General features: G+C 65.8%; 13 protein-coding genes and 4 pseudogenes. 7 read left to right on the top strand and 10 right to left on the bottom strand.

Annotation, left to right across the window (positions count from 1 at the left end):
- Positions 1-18: 18 nt before the first annotated feature.
- Entirely contained in the window at positions 19-2,616 is a 2,598-nt protein-coding gene (locus tag B8W69_RS21965) for a sugar epimerase family protein (protein WP_085291878.1), read from the top strand.
- A gap of 271 nt (positions 2,617-2,887) precedes the next feature.
- Here B8W69_RS21965 and B8W69_RS31535 read toward each other — a convergent pair.
- The 7 genes and pseudogenes from B8W69_RS31535 to B8W69_RS21935 form a co-directional block, all read right to left on the bottom strand.
- Positions 2,888-3,098, bottom strand: a pseudogene (locus B8W69_RS31535) (dihydrodipicolinate reductase); the annotation flags it as partial.
- A 13-nt stretch (positions 3,099-3,111) separates the two neighbouring features.
- Positions 3,112-3,552 (bottom strand): hypothetical protein, encoded by a 441-nt coding sequence (locus tag B8W69_RS21955; RefSeq protein WP_085291877.1) that lies wholly within the window; start codon positions 3,550-3,552, stop codon positions 3,112-3,114.
- A 14-nt stretch (positions 3,553-3,566) separates the two neighbouring features.
- Positions 3,567-4,262, bottom strand: coding sequence for a hypothetical protein (locus B8W69_RS21950; protein WP_085291876.1), 696 nt, complete (start codon positions 4,260-4,262; stop codon positions 3,567-3,569).
- Entirely contained in the window at positions 4,259-4,387 is a 129-nt protein-coding gene (locus tag B8W69_RS31850) for a hypothetical protein (protein WP_011724800.1), read from the bottom strand. The genes B8W69_RS21950 and B8W69_RS31850 overlap by 4 nt, the downstream gene beginning before the upstream one ends.
- Before the next feature lie 17 nt (positions 4,388-4,404).
- Complete coding sequence (locus B8W69_RS21945) at positions 4,405-5,205, bottom strand: CbbQ/NirQ/NorQ/GpvN family protein (RefSeq protein WP_085291875.1); 801 nt, start codon at positions 5,203-5,205, stop codon at positions 4,405-4,407.
- A 22-nt stretch (positions 5,206-5,227) separates the two neighbouring features.
- A pseudogene (locus B8W69_RS21940) lies at positions 5,228-6,756 on the bottom strand (nitric oxide reductase activation protein NorD).
- Between the two features lie 188 nt (positions 6,757-6,944).
- Complete coding sequence (locus B8W69_RS21935) at positions 6,945-7,592, bottom strand: hypothetical protein (protein WP_181447460.1); 648 nt, start codon at positions 7,590-7,592, stop codon at positions 6,945-6,947.
- Positions 7,593-7,911: 319 nt separating this feature from the next.
- Here B8W69_RS21935 and B8W69_RS21930 point away from each other — a divergent pair.
- Positions 7,912-8,493 (top strand): annotated as a pseudogene (locus B8W69_RS21930) (NAD(P)H-dependent amine dehydrogenase family protein); the annotation flags it as partial.
- A gap of 117 nt (positions 8,494-8,610) precedes the next feature.
- On the opposite strand, the gene B8W69_RS21925 reads toward B8W69_RS21930, so the two are convergent.
- Positions 8,611-9,210, bottom strand: a complete 600-nt coding sequence (locus B8W69_RS21925) for a TetR/AcrR family transcriptional regulator (protein WP_085291924.1) — start codon at positions 9,208-9,210, stop codon at positions 8,611-8,613.
- 219 nt (positions 9,211-9,429) lie between these two features.
- Here B8W69_RS21925 and B8W69_RS32295 point away from each other — a divergent pair.
- The 3 genes and pseudogenes from B8W69_RS32295 to B8W69_RS21915 all read left to right on the top strand — a co-directional run.
- A pseudogene (locus B8W69_RS32295) lies at positions 9,430-9,513 on the top strand (SDR family NAD(P)-dependent oxidoreductase); the annotation flags it as partial.
- 65 nt (positions 9,514-9,578) lie between these two features.
- Positions 9,579-10,661 carry an NAD(P)H-dependent amine dehydrogenase family protein gene (locus tag B8W69_RS21920; protein WP_085291872.1) on the top strand — a complete coding sequence of 361 codons (1,083 nt, stop codon included), beginning with the start codon at positions 9,579-9,581 and terminating at the stop codon, positions 10,659-10,661.
- 139 nt (positions 10,662-10,800) lie between these two features.
- The gene (locus B8W69_RS21915; protein ID WP_085291871.1) at positions 10,801-11,427 is read left to right on the top strand and encodes a hypothetical protein; all 627 of its coding nucleotides are present in this window, start codon (positions 10,801-10,803) and stop codon (positions 11,425-11,427) included.
- Between the two features lie 11 nt (positions 11,428-11,438).
- Here the strand turns inward: B8W69_RS21915 and B8W69_RS21910 are convergent, their stop codons facing one another.
- Positions 11,439-12,068 (bottom strand): TetR/AcrR family transcriptional regulator, encoded by a 630-nt coding sequence (locus B8W69_RS21910; RefSeq protein WP_085291870.1) that lies wholly within the window; start codon positions 12,066-12,068, stop codon positions 11,439-11,441.
- 92 nt (positions 12,069-12,160) lie between these two features.
- Here B8W69_RS21910 and B8W69_RS21905 point away from each other — a divergent pair, with 92 nt between their 5' ends.
- Together B8W69_RS21905 and B8W69_RS21900 are read left to right on the top strand one after the other, a co-directional pair.
- Positions 12,161-13,393, top strand: a complete 1,233-nt coding sequence (locus tag B8W69_RS21905; RefSeq protein WP_165762663.1) for a cytochrome P450 — start codon at positions 12,161-12,163, stop codon at positions 13,391-13,393.
- A complete protein-coding gene (locus B8W69_RS21900) occupies positions 13,390-14,358 on the top strand; it encodes an SDR family NAD(P)-dependent oxidoreductase (RefSeq protein ID WP_085291869.1) in 969 nt (322 codons plus the stop codon). Before B8W69_RS21905 ends, B8W69_RS21900 begins: the two co-directional genes overlap by 4 nt.
- Here the strand turns inward: B8W69_RS21900 and B8W69_RS21895 are convergent.
- On the bottom strand, positions 14,348-15,022 hold the full coding sequence (locus B8W69_RS21895; RefSeq protein ID WP_181447458.1) for a hypothetical protein: 675 nt from the start codon (positions 15,020-15,022) through the stop codon (positions 14,348-14,350). The two genes, B8W69_RS21900 and B8W69_RS21895, sit on opposite strands and share 11 nt — an antisense overlap.
- Positions 15,023-15,084: the final 62 nt, after the last annotated feature.

Genomic DNA, 15,084 nt, shown 5'->3' with positions numbered 1-15,084 from the left:
ATTGAGTGAGGGCTCTTTGTGAGAATCGCGGTCACCGGGGCCAGCGGCGTGCTCGGGCGCGGCCTCGCCACGCGGCTGCTCGGCGCGGGCCACGAGGTCGTCGGGCTCGCGCGCCATCGGCCCGACAGCTGGCCGAGCGCAGCGGACTTCGTCGCCGCCGATATTCGTGACGTCGCCGCCGTCAAACGCGCCCTGGCCGGCGCGGACGTTGTCGCGCATTGTGCGTGGGCGAAGGGTTCCGGGTACGACGACCAGGTCAACATCGGTGGCACCCGGAACGTGCTCGACGCGATGGCCGAGACCGGTTCCAGGCGAATCGTTTTCGCGTCTTCGGGCCACGTGTACGGTGGGGGTGAAGCGCCGAGGGCCGAACACGAGCTCACGACTCCGGTCAGTGCCGAAGGCCGGTTCAAAGCCCGCGTCGAACAGATGCTTGCGGAATCGGGCGCGGAATGGGTCGCGATCCGCTCCGCGCTGATCCTCGGGCGAAGCGTCGATAACTGGGTGCGCCGCCTGCTGGCGTTACCGGCGTTCCCCGACCGGTCGGGTGATCGCCACATGCAGGTCGTCCACCTCGACGACGCGCTTCGGCTATTCAACCGCGCCATCGTGGAGGACGAAATCGCCAATGGGCCGGTGAATCTCGCGGCTTCGGGCGAACTGACCTTCCGGCAACTCGCCACTGCGCTGCGCCGCCCGATCGTGCGCATGGGCCTCGAAACGGCGGACCTGCGACTGGTCCGGGGGGCTGCGCTTATGGACACCTCGCGGCTGGCAGACGAATGGGCATTCCAGCCGGCGTGGGAATCCGGCGAATGTGTCCAGGATTTCGCGCTGGCGGTGCGCGGCCGGATAACCGTGGGCAATCGGCTGGTATCGCTGCCCTGGCGGCTGGCCAACATCCAGGACCTACCTTCGGTGGACGCGCCGAGCAGCGACGGAGTCAAGCCCATTTGGGCGGGCGCAGAAGGGGATAATGGGGAATTTGACACGCCGATCGACCCGCGTTTCCCCACCTTCCTCGCCACGAATCTGTCTGAGGCGCTGCCCGGCCCGTTTTCGCCGGCGTCGGCATCGGCGACGGTTCGCGGACTGCGGGCCAGCGCCGTGTGCGTCGCCGAGCGGCTGCGGCCCGGCGGGACGATCCAGCGCGAAATCGCGATGCGCATGGTCGCGGTGTTTGCCCACCGGCTCTACGGCGCCATCACGACCGCACACTTCATGGCCGAGACGGTGCCTTTCGTCAAGCCCACGACGGTGGTGAGCAACAGCGGGTTCTTCGGCCCGAGCATGGCCGCCCTGCCGATCTTCGGTGAGGAACGTCCGCACTCCGACACCGGCCGAATTCGCAAGCAACTGCGGGCCGTCCGCAACATCGGGGTATTCGGCGTCAACCTGATCGGCCTGTCCGCCGGCGCGCCCCTGGACACCCGAGAGTTCGTCGCCGATGTCGATCGCCTGGAACGCTTGACCGACGGTGACCTCGCCGGGCTCGACGATCGTCGGCTGCTGAGCCTGATCTCACTGGCGCGTGACCAGGTGGTGCACGGCTGGGTGCTGGCGGCGGGCTCGTTTCTGCTGTGCGCGGCGTTCAACGTGCTGCTACGCGGTTTATGCGGGCGAGACATCGCCGCACCCGGCGGGCCGGAGTTGGTCAGCGCGCGTTCGGTCGAGGCGATGCAGCGGTTGGTGCTCGCCGCGCAGTGCGATTCGAAAGTGACGGCGCTGCTTGCCGAACCAGGCGACCGGCTGGACAAGCTCGCCGTCGAGGCGCCGGAATTCCATGCCGCCGTGCTGGATGAGCTGGCGCTCATCGGACACCGTGGTCCGGCCGAGCTTGAGATGCTGTCAACCAGCTACGCCGACGATCCCGAGCTGCTCGTGCGGATGGTGGCCAGAGCGATGAGCGCGCCATCCGCGCCGCAGCCGCAGCGGCCCCGGATCCCGTTGCACGCCAAGCCTATTGCGGCTCTGACCACCCAGCAACTGCGCGACCGCGAGGTCCGCCGCGACAAGGTGGTGCGGGCTAACTGGGTGCTACGCACGCTGCTTCGCGAATACGGACGTAGATCGGCCGAGGCCGGGCTCTTCACCGCCGCCGACGACGTCTTCTATCTGCTCGTCGACGAACTCGACGCCCTCCCGGCGGATGTGGGCGCGCTGGTGGCCCGGCGCCGCGCCGAACAACGCCGGCTGGTCGCGGTGGCGCCGCCGACGGTCTTCAGCGGAAGGTGGCAGCCAACCGCGACCTCATCGGGCACGCTGGCCAGCGGGGACACTTTGCGTGGCGTCGGCGTATGCGGGGGACGGGTGCGCGGGCGGGTGCGGATCGTGCGGCCCGAGACGATCGACGACCTGCAACCCGGCGAGATCCTTGTCGCAGAGGTGACCGACGTCGGGTACACCGCGGCGTTCTGCTACGCCGCCGCCGTCGTGACCGAACTCGGCGGCCCGATGTCACACGCCGCGGTAGTGGCCCGCGAATTCGGATTTCCGTGCGTCGTCGACGTCCAGGGGGCCACCAAGGCACTGCCGCCGGGAGCCATGGTGGAGGTCGACGGTGCTACCGGCGAGATCCGGGTGCTCGAGCTGGCTGCAGACGACTCGCTGAGCTAGTCGAACTCCATCTCCAGCTCTACCGGCCTGCTCAGTACCGGCGTCCCGCATGTGCGGCCATCCAGCGCGGTCTGGACGACCCGGCGCGCGCTATCCTGATCGGCGACGGTGTGCAGGTCTGGCACCGCCTCACCGCCCGTCGCAGAGATCTCGTCGGCAACCTCCTCGGCGTTGGCCCGCAGGAAGTTTCGCCCGTCGGGTCCGACGCCGAGGTCGTTGACCACTACCGTGGCTCCCCGCTCGGCGAGCAGCTTGGCGTGTGAGCGCCCCAGGCTGGGCTTGAGCGCGAGCAGCGCATCAATATCGGTGCTGGCCGTCACGTTCAGTGGTTCGATGCCGCACAGCTCGCCGACGTCACGCCCGGCCTTCTCCGCCGACCAGGCATAACATCCGACCAGTTCCAGTGTCGGGTTGGCTGCGATCGCTTTGACCGAGCTCTTGCCGACGTTACCCGTCGTCCACTTGACAACCCGGTAGCTCAACGGGCTGCCCCTATCATGGGTGCGACGCCGCCTGTTGTTGTGCCGCTTGGCGGGCCAGCCTGTCATTGTGGATCTTGACGAGTTCGCGGAATCCCAACCGGTGATACTTCGGTATCGGCTGGATGCCCCACACGTCCTGCGCGGTGGCCTTCCCCTCGGCGCCCTCGGGTGGACCGAATGGTGGGTAGGGGTACTTGCACTCCAGGGTGTCGTTGGAGTACCGGATCTTGAGCAGCTCACTGCAGATCTGGGTGAGGCTCAGCGTCGGATAGCCGTAGTAGACGGCCATGAACGGCAACGTGAAAGCGCCCTCGATCACCAGGGCCACCAGGCACACCAACACGGCCCGCTTGATCCATTTGTGCATCCGCGCGTAGTACGGTGTCGTCCCCGGCTCGAGCTCGGTGCTCGGGTCTTTGCCTTCGGCGGCTGCCGGTACGGAAGGGCTTGTCATGGCACTACTCCTTGCTAGTCGGAGAAGATTTCGCGGTTCACGGTGTGCAGATAGGGGATGGCGAGGAACGGGGTGATGTAGAAGATGTCGTAGAGCCACCAGCCGATGACCGGGAAGACGACTCCGGCGTACCGCACGTCGGCGAACATGGTCATGTTGAAGACGTAGGCCGACCAGATCACCACGCCCATCCAGCACGTGACGACCATCCACTGATGACCCCACCGCTTCATCTGCAGGAAGCCGATCGCTGCGGCCACCCGCATGGAGAAGACCGTGAGGATCAGGCCGGCCACGTAGGCTTTCTCGCCCGGACCGGCGGCGCCCCCGACCCAAAGTTCGTTGTAGTGCCAGAAATAACCGGCGTCGAACATGTTGCCCCAACCGACCATCAGCACGCGGTTGATCAACGTGTGGTTGGCCACCAGGTCCAGGGCCCAGCCCAGGCTGTTGAGCATTCCGTCGATCAGCACCAGATAGCCGATCAGGGTGACGATCATGGGCCGGACCGACAGCCCGGCGCGCAGGGCCTGGCGCTGCAGCCACACCCCGCGCATGAAGATGGGAAATCCGATCAGGCCCGGCGCCCACATGCCCATCAGGCCGGCGCCGATGATCATCCACTTATCGGCGCGGCGCTGAGCCTGACGGGATTCGTCGTGGTGATCCTGGAGGCCGACTGAACTCGCTTGCGCTGCAGGGAGAGTCACAGATCCCACCACCCCCGCGCAAACGACATGTACAGCTGGACGCCGAACATCGCCAGCAGGTAGCCGTAGATGAAGATCTGGAAGACGATGAGCGCCCTCTTGCGCTTCTGCTCCTGTCGGTCCATGCCGATTGCTCCTTTCTCTAAGGACTGCTCGATGTGTCGGCGGCGCCCAGGCTGGCGGCCGCGACTTCACGTAGACCGTCGGTGACCGCGCCGTCGGTGCTCAGCGGCGCGAGGATGCAGGCGTCGGCCGCGTCCAATTCGGTTGCCCCGGCGGCGATCAACTGGGCGGCCGTAACGAGCACCCGGGTCGACGGCGGCTCGAAGTGGAAGGCCTGGTCGGCGGTCCGGATCGCGACCGCGCACCCGACCAGCCGCGTCGCTGTTGCCAGGGGAATTCCGGATTCGGCGACGATCACCTCGGCCTCGCGGTCCGGCGGCAGGTAGTGCATCGCCAGTGTGGCGAAGCGTTGACGGAATGACGGTTTGAGCTCCTTGAGCGAGCTGCGATAGGCCGGGTTGTATGAACACACCAGCATGAACTCCTCGGGTGCTTGCACAACCTCGCCGGCGCGGTCGAGATACAGCGACCGCCGGTGATCGGTGAGCGAGTGCAGGATCGCCAGGGAGTCGTGGCGGGCCTCGACGACTTCGTCGAGATAGCAGATCGCGCCGGCTTTGACGGCCCGGGTCAGCGGGCCGTCGGTCCAGACCACGTCGCCGCCGGTCACCATGAAGCGGCCGACGAGGTCGGAGCTGGTGAGGTCGTCGTGACAACTGATGGTGACCACGGGCCGCTGCAGCAAGGAGCCCATGTGTTCGACGAAGCGGGTCTTGCCGCATCCGGTCGGGCCGGTGAGCATCACCGGGATGCGGCGGTGGAAGGCCTGCTCGAACAGCTGAACCTCGTTGCCGTTGGCGAAGTATGTGTCGGTGGTCATCTCTTCCTCAGCAGGCCGGCGTTCACGCGGCGACCAATTCACGATGGACATGGGCCAATACCCGGGGTAGTTCCTCTATGCGCCGGATCCGCTGCGACCGGCGGGGTCCGAACACCTCGGGCAGGGGATCGACGCGGGTGGTCCCACGCCCACGTAGTAGATCGACACCCCGGCGTCGTTGGCCTCCTCGACCGCGTGCGCGGCATCGGCCCAGGCATAGCGGCCCTCGTATCCCTCATCGGAGATCAGTCCGTCGCCGATGACGATCAGCAGACGTCGCTCGGAGGCCTGCGCCAGCAGCCGGCTCGTCAAATGGCGAAGCGGCGCACCGAGTCTGGTGTATCCGCGGGTAGACAGGCCCAGCGCGCTCGGCGGTACGAACCGACGTTCTTCGAAGTCCTTCAGGCAGCGTACTTCGACTCGATGGCGGGTGTTGCCGGTGAAGACGAAGACACCGTTCCGTTCGCGCGCCAGCGTCATGGCTCGTGAAAGTGCATCGGCACAGGACAATTCCAGTTGGAAGACGCGCCCGCCGCGCACCCCGAGCGACGAACTGCCGTCGAGCAGCAGCGCCGTGGTGACGTCGCGACTACTGGGCAACAGGTCGCGGAACACCTTCGGCTCCTTGGCCTCGTCGGTCGCCAGGTCGATGTAGTGGTTGACGTATTGGTCGACATCGAGGTCGGAGCCGTCTTCGAGGCGGTTCGTCATCGCGCGGTGGGTGTGTTCTTCGAACCACTTGCGCACGTCGACGGCCACCGGCACCGGGCGGCGGGCGAGCTGGCCGTCGGCGTGCTCGACAACGGCGACGTGGTCTTGCATGAATCGCTGTGTCCACATGTTCCATTCGGGATAGGGGATCCCGGGCCGATGCCGCGGTGTGACGTCGAGATCGTTGTCCTGCGGCCGGCTCGGCGGTGGCAGGTTGGGGTTGCGGACACCGCCGTCGCCGCCGACCGGAACCGAGTACGGTCGCGGCAGACGCTTCTGTGTTGTGGTCCACGGCATCCGGCCAAAGCTGCGTCGCAGCTTGTCGGCCCATCCGCGTGGCGCCGTGTACGCCATCGGCAACGAGCCCAGCAGGGGATGGAGGGTCAATTCCTGGCGCGTGGCCGCCAATGCGATTGCCAGGTCGAGCATCTGGACGGCAGGCATGTCGCCGTCTCGGAGCTGGACTTCGGGCAGCCATCGCCGGACCTCGGGCAGCAGGCCGGGCCACCGCGACGCGATCCAGCCGAGGGCGACGCCGGACTCGACAAGCGTCAGCGCACGTAGCTCGCGGGCAGAGAGCTCGTTCAGGCGATACTCGGTGACGCGTTCTTTCGACGGCGAACACTGCAGCGCCACACCGCATGTCAAGGTCCTGCGTGTCCAATCGGGCGGTGCGGGGTAGGGGACGTGAACGAACGTGAGCGCCGCATTTGCGCCGAAACCCCGCCGGTCGCCGGTGACCAGCCGAACGCCTTCGCGACGTTGATCGCTCAGCGCGACCGCCGTCACCGAGCAACGCCGTTCCAGCGCCATCGCGTGACCGTCGGACTGGTCAATCATCGACGAAACCCCGTGCGCTCCGACTACGTAGGCCGCGGTTCAGAACGTGCCGATGTTGGAGAACAGCCAGTACCAGAACCAGATGATCAGTCCGGTGCCGCCCCATGCGGCGACGTAGCGAAGCATCTCCCATAGATAACCCATGATGTGACTTCCTCGGTGGCGTAGTGGATTTCAGGTCGCACATTTCAGTCGGAGAAGAGTTCGCGGTTGACGGTGTGCAGATAGGGGATGGCCAGGAACGGGGTGATGTAGAAGATGTCGTAGAGCCACCAGCCGACGACCGGCAGCACGACTCCGGCGAAGCGCACGTCGGCGAACATGGTCATGTTGAAGACGTACGTAATCCAGATGACCACGCCCATCCAGCACGTGACGACCATCCACTGATGACCCCACCGCTTCATCTGCAGGAAGCCGATGGCCGCGGCGATGCGCATGGTGAAAACAGTCAGGATGAGGCCGACTTCCAAGGCCTTTTCGCCGGGGCCCGCCGCGCCGCCGACCCAGAGCTCGTTGTAGTGCCAGAAGTAGCCGGCGTCGAACATGTTGCCCCAGCCGTTGAGCAGCACCCGGGCCAGAATTGTGTGGTTTGCCACCAGGTCGAGCGCCCATCCGACGGTGTTGATGGCGGCGTCGATGATGACGAGGTAGCCGAGCAGCATGACCAGCATCGGCCGCACCGAGAGGCCGTTCCGTTGGGCCCTGCGCAGCAACCGCACTCCCCAAAGGAACAGCGGCAGGCCGAAGATGCCGAGGGCCGCGGTGCCGATCAGCAGACTCCCGGAGATGAGCCATTTGTCGGCCTGGCGCTGCGCGAGTTGCGAGCGTTCCATGTGCTCGTCGATGGTCAGACTCGCCTGCGCGGTGCCGCTTGACTCGAGCTTCGGCAGATTCACGAACCCTCCCCGCCATCGACACTGATTGGATCGGCGTTTGCACTATAACAAGCTGACTATAGTCAGCAGAAGGCGTCGAGCAAGTCCGCGCCACTACGCGGCATAACGGTTGAAATTCATGCTGTGTAGCGCTGCAAAGCCATACCTCAAAGCCGCTCTTACTGATGAAAGTCAGCCCGGAATCGTTGACACAAGGTTTCGGGGACGCCTACGCTCGGCGAGCGCTCAGCCGTCGCGGCCATGCAGAGGAGTAGCAATGACGCTCACATCGCCGGCCGAGAAGAAGTACCGCGTGATCCAGTGGGGCATGGGCAATGTCGGGACGGTGGCGCTGCGTCACTTCGCGCACAATCCCGCCTTCGAAGTCGTCGGCGTGCTCTGTAACCGTCCGGAGAAGGTGGGCAGGGACGCCGGAGAATTGGTCGGCGCCGCGCCGACCGGGGTGCTCGCGACCACAGACAAGGCGGCAGTCGAAGCGCTCGACGCCGATTGTGTGTTCTACGCGCCGTTGTGGTCGGATCCCGACGAGGTGTGCCGGCTGCTGCGCGGCGGAAAGAACGTCGTCGCCTCGGGCGGCGCGTGGTGGTATCGAACCGAGCACAGCAAGGCCGACATCGACAAGATCGACGCGGCGTGCCACGAGGGTGGGACGTCTTTTCACGCGGGCGGTGTCAACCCCGGTTTCGCCGGAGACCTGCTGGTCCTGACGTTGGCCCGCATCGTCAGCCGGGTCGACGCCATCCACATCTACGAGGTGGTGAATTTCGGCAAGGACACCCTGAAGTACCTGCACGAGATGGGAATGGGAAGCGACCCCGAGGAATTCATGGCCGGGCCGCCGGCGAACACCGTTCCGGCCGTATGTGATGCCGCGCCGGGATTCCTGATCCACAAGGAACTCGGGTTGGTACCGCTGCTCGGCGTGATCCGCTAGCACGCGGAAGCCGCTACAACGTCACGGCTTCAGGCTGCGCAGAGTCCTCGCGACGTAGTCCTCCAGCAGGGTATGCCCCGTGGGCCAGTGGTTGGTGGTGATCAACAGCGCGTAGAGGCCCAGCAAGAAGAACACCGCGCTGTTCATGGGATTGACCTCTCGGTCCGTCTCACCGCGTTGCTGGGCCTGCTCGATTTCCCGGGCGACCAACACGATCAACGGGTGGTCCCGGCCGTCTTCGGTCTGCGGACGGGTCTGGGAGAAGTGCAGCGCGAGAAAGTCATTGAAGAGCAGGTCGCCCAGCCGGCGTTCCAATCCGACCACCAAGCGGACCGCCTCGTTCAACGCGGATACGAGATCGTGCTTGGATTTGAGGAATTGCGCGAACTGCTTGGCAATCCTTTCCTCTTCGCGGCGTTCCAGTTCCAGCAGCACATGCTCCTTGGTGGGGAAGTGGAAGAAGAAGGTCCCGTGGGCAACTCCCGCAGCGGCGACGATCGCGCTGACGTCGGCCTCGGCCATGCCGGCGCGGGCGAACTCCGCGATCGCGGCGCCCATCAAACGCTCCCGCGTCTGCAGGCGCTTGGCTTCTCGCGCCGACAGCCGGTCCGTCACAGCCATTGTCATTCCTCACGGTTGACCTGACTCATACCAAAGCGGCCAGGCTCACTCGACCATTATGCCGTGCCGCTGCCAAAACCGCTTGCATAACTTGGCCATTCTTGGTCCGGTCTCACTGTCACCGACATCTGCCGTCGCTATTCGTTGACTTTAGTCAGTAAGGTTCTTAGATTAAACGGCGCACATATACTGACAAGGGAGCCCGACATGGCGTTGGACGACTGTTACGCGACCAACGCGATCTTTCACGTCGACGGTGGCATCGATTCGAATAATTCGCCGCTGCAGATACCGGATTACTGACCCCGCACCGCGTTCGAACGCGTCATGATGGGTCGTCACCCACCGCCGGAAGGACCAGGGCAGCCGTGCGCAGAGTCATCCAATTCTCCACCGGGAACGTTGGCCGGCATTCGTTGCGGGCACTCATCGGCAGGCCAGACCTGGAACTGGTCGGCGTGCACGCCGCCGGCGCGGAGAAGGTCGGCCGGGACGCGGCGCAGTTGTGCGGTCTCGACGAACCAACCGACATCGTCGCCACCGACGACATCGACGCCCTGGTGGCCCTGGGCGCCGACTGCGTCGTCTACACATCGCAGGGTGAGACCCGGCCGATGGAAGCCATCGAGCAGATGTCGAAATTCCTTTCCGCGAGCACGAACGTGGTCGGTACGTCGATGGTCTGGCTGGTCACGCCCCGCCACGCCGACGATTGGTTGCGGGAACCGCTCGAGCGTGCCTGCGCGGCCGGCGACGCCTCGCTCTACGTCAACGGCATCGACCCCGGGTTCTCCGGCGATACGCTGGTGCACTCGGCGGTCAGTTTGACCACCCGGGTCTCGTCGATCACCGTGCAGGAGATCTTCGACTACGGAAACTACGACGACGCCGAATTCACCGGTACCGCAATGGGATTCGGAACCGCCCCGGACGACGACTCGCCGATGATGTTCCTGCCCGGGGTGATCGTGTCGATGTGGGGTAGTCAGGTCCGCAGTCTGGCGGACAATCTGGGCATCGAGCTTGACGACGTGCGTCAGCGCATCGAACCCTGGTACACGCCGGAGCGCATCGACTGCACGATGATGACGGTGGAGCCGGGGCAGATGGCCGCCGTCCGGTTCGCCACCGAGGGCGTCCGCGACGGCGAACCCGTCATCACCCTCGAGCACGTCACCAGGCTCACCCAGGCAGCGGCACCCGACTGGGAATTCCCGCCCGACGGTCATACCGGGGTGCATCGCGTCGTCGTGGAGGGCGAGCCGCGAGTCGAAATCAACACCCACGTTTCCCATCCGCTGTTCGATTCCACTGATGCCGGTTGCATTTCGACGGCCGGCCGGGTCGTCAATGCGATCGACTGGGTGTGCCGGGCGCCCCAGGGGCTCATCGGTGTCGAGGACATTCCGCTCTCGGTGACCATGCGCGGCGTGATGTGGAAAGAGCGCTAGTCACTCTTACTGAGATCGCGTCAAGCCCATAGGCTGGGCTCTCAGATGACATTCATCTGGCGGTGCGAATTTCGCGTGTTCGCGCTGCCGGCGCGCGCGGTAACGGATACAAATAGCTGACTTCTAAAAGGAGAGCCTTATGAACACGGTGCGGACCTCCGCGCTCGGCTTGACGGCTACCACGATGTTGATCGGCGCGGCGGTGGTGGGCTGCGGCGGGGACAAGAGCCCCACGGCGTCATCGGGTTCGGCCTCGTCGTCCGGTTCGGCCGCCTCGTCGGGCTCCCCGACCAGCGCGTCGCCGGGAGCGCCAGCCGACTACAGCAATCTGCTGATCAAGCCCGGCGACGTCGGCCCCAACGCCACCGTGGACGGGCCGCCGAGCCAGAATCCCAGCGGCATCACCGGCGTGGGACAGGTTTTCAAGAACCCCGACGGCAAGCGCACCATCATCGACACGATCGCGGTGTTTCCCGACGCGGCCACGGCCACCCAGACCGCGGCAAACATGCGCGACGTCGTCGGTAAGAAGGTCAACGGGCAGCAGCAGCCCATCGACGTCGGCACCAACGGGTTCATGGTGATCGGGCAGGGAACCGACCCGGCCAACCCGATGGAGATCTCCGAGGCGGTGTTCGTCGAGGGCAGGGCCATGGTCGACCTGGAGTCCGACTGTGTCATCGGCAATCCCACGCCGGCCGACATCATGCTCGATCTCGCCCGTAAGCAGGACGACGCGGTCAAGGCGGGCTTACCGGCCAGCTGAGCCGCCGCTGGTCATAGTGGCCAGCTGTCCGGCTGCACCTCATAGCGCAAGGCGGCGGCCGGCGGCAGCGGCTGATGGTCGTTGACCGAAATCGCGTCGATGACCAGGGCGACATAGCGTCGCCAGCCGTCGCTGCCCGCATCCATGGTCGACAGCACGCTGAAGAGCATCGCGATCAGGCGAGGCAGGTCGTCGGTGACCAGGTCGGCGCGGATGCGGCCGGCGCGCTGGCCCGCGTGGGCGAGCTCGCCGAGTGCGTCGTTGAGCGGCACCGAAACGTCGGACGTGAGTGACCCGGCCCGGCGCGCGGCGGTCAGCAGGCTGTGTTCCCGCGCACCCAGCGAGATCGCGGCTTCGATCAGCTGGGTCAAGCCGCGCAGCGGATCCTCGGCGCGGCGCGCGTTATCGATCACCGGGGTGAGGTCCTCGGCGATGCTTTGATCCAGGGCGGCGCGGACCAGGTCGGCCTTTGCCGGAAACCTGCGGTACAGGGTTCGCTCGCCGACGCCCGCGCGGCGAGCGACCGCTTCCACCGGGGCGTCGGGCCCCAGCTCGCTGTAGACCTCGCGCGCCGCGCGCAGGATGCGCTCGACGTTGCGCGCCGCGTCGGCCCGCAACGGCCGGTCCTCCACCGCGGTCATCGTGACAGCGTAACTGACAGTTGACTGCCAACGACCGTAGCCTTACGCTCTACAACTGGCAGGCATCTGACAGTTAATGGGAAACGCGGGTTATGTCAACAACTTCCAAATCCTTCGGAACCGCCGACTCCTGCTCCGACGCCGGTCTCCCGGAGCTGCCGCTACCGCGGCCCGCGCGCTGCCCGCTCGCGCCCCCGTCCGAATTCGCAGACTGGCGGGAACAACCGGGACTCCGAAAGGCGATATTCCAGGGCAACCCGGTCTGGGTGGTCAGCCGCTACCAGGACATCAGGGCGGCGCTGGTCGATCCGCGCTTGTCCGCGAAGACAATTCCGGACTCGATCATGCCGAAGGACGAGGAGAACAAGGTCCCGGTGATGTTCGCGCGCACCGACGATCCCGAGCATCATCGCTTGCGCCGCATGATGACGAGCAACTTCACCTTCCGGCGTTGCGAATCGATGCGTCCGCACATTCAGGACTGGGTCGACCACTATCTCGGCCAGATGATCGAGGGCGGCGCGCCGGCCGATCTGGTGCGTGAATTCGCCCTACCGGTCCCGTCGATGGTGATCGCGCTGTTGCTGGGCGTGCCGCCCGAAGACCTCGAACTTTTTCAGTTCAACACCACCAAGGGGCTTGACCAGAAATCCACCGACGCGGAAAAGGGACAGGCGTTCGGAGCCATGTACGCCTACATCCAGGAACTGGTGGAGCGCAAAGCGCGCGAGCCCGGGGACGACTTGATCAGCCGGCTGGCCACTGAATACGTGGCGACGGGCCAACTCGACCATGACACCACGGCCATGAACGGCGTGATCATGATGCAGGCCGGCCACGAAACGACCGCCAACATGATCTCGTTGGGAACGGTTGCGCTGCTAGAACATCCCGACGTGTTCGAGCGACTCGGGCAAAGCGACGACCCCGCAGTCATCGCCAACATCGTCGAAGAACTGATGCGCTACCTCAGCATCGTGCACAGCCAGGTCGACCGCATTGCGACCGAAGATCTGATGATCGGCGGCCAGCTGATTCGCGCGGGGGAGTACGTCATGATGAGCCTGCTCGCCGGGAACTGGGACGCCGAATTCGTCGACAATCCCGAATCCTTCGACGTCGACCGAAACACCCGCGGTCACTTGGGCTTCGGCTACGGCGTGCATCAGTGCATCGGCGCGAACCTGGCCCGCGTCGAAATGCAGGTCGCGTTCGCCACGCTGGCGCGCCGCCTGCCCGGGCTCAGACTGGCGGTGCCACCGGAGCAGCTGAGGTTCAAAGACGCCAACATCTATGGCATGAAGGAACTTCCGGTGAGCTGGTGAGTGGCGAGCTGCGGTTTGACGACCAGGTCGCCGTCATCACCGGCGCCGGTGGCGGTCTGGGCAAGCAGTACGCGCTGCTGCTGGCCTCCCGTGGCGCGCGCGTCGTGGTCAACGACCTGGGCGGCTCGGTGACTGGACACGGCACCGACAGCCGGGCCGCTGATATCGCGACGGCCGAGATCCGCGACCTCGGGGGTGACGCCGTGGCGGACGGCCACAGCGTCACCAGCCCCGAAGGCGGACAGGCCATCATCGACACCGCGCTGAACGCGTGGGGGCGCGTCGACATCGTGATCAACAACGCCGGCATCGTCGGGGACGCGCCGTTCGAGGACATGACCGCGCAACGGTTAGAGCCACTGCTGGACGTGCATCTCAAGGGCGCGTTCTACGTGACGAGGCCGGCCTGGAAAGTCATGCGCGAGCAGGGATATGGCCGCATCCTCCATACCTGTTCGGCCGCAGGGATACTCGGGGCGGCCGGGATGAGCAACTACGGATCGGCCAAGACCGGGTTGCTAGGCCTCACCCGCGTGCTGGCCGCCGAAGGCGCCGACCATAACATCAAGGTCAATGCGGTCGCCCCGATCGCCTACACCCGGATGCTGGCGCACTCCGTGCACGGCGCCGCGCCGCCGGACGATCCCGCCGCACAGGCGGTGCTGGACGACCTTGTGGGCCAATATCTTCAGAAGCTTGATCCAGCGCTGGTGGCTCCGGTGGCCGCCTTCCTGACCCATCGTGACTGTCCGGTGTCGGGAGAGATCTATACCGTTGGCGCCGGCCATGTTTCGCGGTTCTTCATCGGCAGGACAAAGGGCTTCTACCGGCCCGGATTGTCCATCGAGGACGTGCGCGATCACCTCGCGGAAATCCGCGACGAAACCGGCTACACCGTGCCGGGCGGATCAGCCGACGAGATGAGCGAGCTGTTCGCGACCATCATGGCCGGCCTCAGCAACTGAACGCCGTGCCGACACCGTCCGGTGGTGGCGCCGGCTTCAGGCAGCCGAACGGCTCGATGCCGGCGGGGCTGAATCTGGCCGCCGACTGGTGCGCGTAGTTCACGCAATACAGACCGGACTGGTCGGCGCGGCACCGGTAGTCACCGAACGACAGCGAATCCCCGTTCGCCAGTTCCGGTCCGTTGCCGTTGATGAACGGGCCGGGGTCGGCTCGGGCGGATCCCACCTGCAGGTTCACCCCGTCGAAGCCGATCCAGCCGCCTTGCCACTGGCCGTAGGCCGTCGCGGGCGCCGGCGGCGGGTTTGTCAGACTCACCAGGCAGGCCAGCGCGCCGCCGGTGTGTTTGGTGTCAGTCATGCAGGAGACCTTGCCCGCCATCGCCGTCAGCGCGATGTCATCGCCCAGTGGCGTGGCCGCCCCGTCGCGCGTGGCCGTGTGAAAGCGGCCCGGATCGGCCTGGTGACCGGCCTCGATCCACGCGATGACGTCGGAGATCGCCGCTCCCGCGGCCGGCGCGGCGGCTGGTCCCGGTGTTGCGCTTCCCGGCGTCCCGGCGCCGGTGGATGCCTGGGTGGTGCTTCCGGTGGGCTCCGAATGACCGCCCGTGGTGTGTGAGCACCCCGCGACCAGTAATGACGCGGCGATCACCGCAGCTATCCGCATCCAGTCAGGCTAACCGCCGCGCCGGGCAAATAAGGCGCTGCGCGCGCGTTACGACGGTCATG

Source organism: Mycolicibacterium vulneris, assembly GCF_002104765.1.
Taxonomy (GTDB): Bacteria; Actinomycetota; Actinomycetes; order Mycobacteriales; family Mycobacteriaceae; genus Mycobacterium; species Mycobacterium vulneris.
This window is presented reverse-complemented; position numbering and strand designations above follow the sequence as displayed.

What these genes read in the sequence shown, in the direction of transcription:
- B8W69_RS21955 (WP_085291877.1), bottom strand. Translation starts at nt 3,552, where the DNA reads ATGACAAGCCCTTCCGTACCGGCAGCCGCCGAAGGCAAAGACCCGAGC.
- B8W69_RS31850 (WP_011724800.1), bottom strand. Translation starts at nt 4,387, where the DNA reads ATGGACCGACAGGAGCAGAAGCGCAAGAGGGCGCTCATCGTCTTCCAG.
- B8W69_RS21945 (WP_085291875.1), bottom strand. Translation starts at nt 5,205, where the DNA reads ATGACCACCGACACATACTTCGCCAACGGCAACGAGGTTCAGCTGTTC.
- B8W69_RS21935 (WP_181447460.1), bottom strand. Translation starts at nt 7,592, where the DNA reads ATGGAACGCTCGCAACTCGCGCAGCGCCAGGCCGACAAATGGCTCATC.
- B8W69_RS21925 (WP_085291924.1), bottom strand. Translation starts at nt 9,210, where the DNA reads ATGGCTGTGACGGACCGGCTGTCGGCGCGAGAAGCCAAGCGCCTGCAG.
- B8W69_RS21915 (WP_085291871.1), top strand. Translation starts at nt 10,801, where the DNA reads ATGAACACGGTGCGGACCTCCGCGCTCGGCTTGACGGCTACCACGATG.
- B8W69_RS21910 (WP_085291870.1), bottom strand. Translation starts at nt 12,068, where the DNA reads ATGACCGCGGTGGAGGACCGGCCGTTGCGGGCCGACGCGGCGCGCAAC.
- B8W69_RS21905 (WP_165762663.1), top strand. Translation starts at nt 12,161, where the DNA reads ATGTCAACAACTTCCAAATCCTTCGGAACCGCCGACTCCTGCTCCGAC.
- B8W69_RS21895 (WP_181447458.1), bottom strand. Translation starts at nt 15,022, where the DNA reads ATGCGGATAGCTGCGGTGATCGCCGCGTCATTACTGGTCGCGGGGTGC.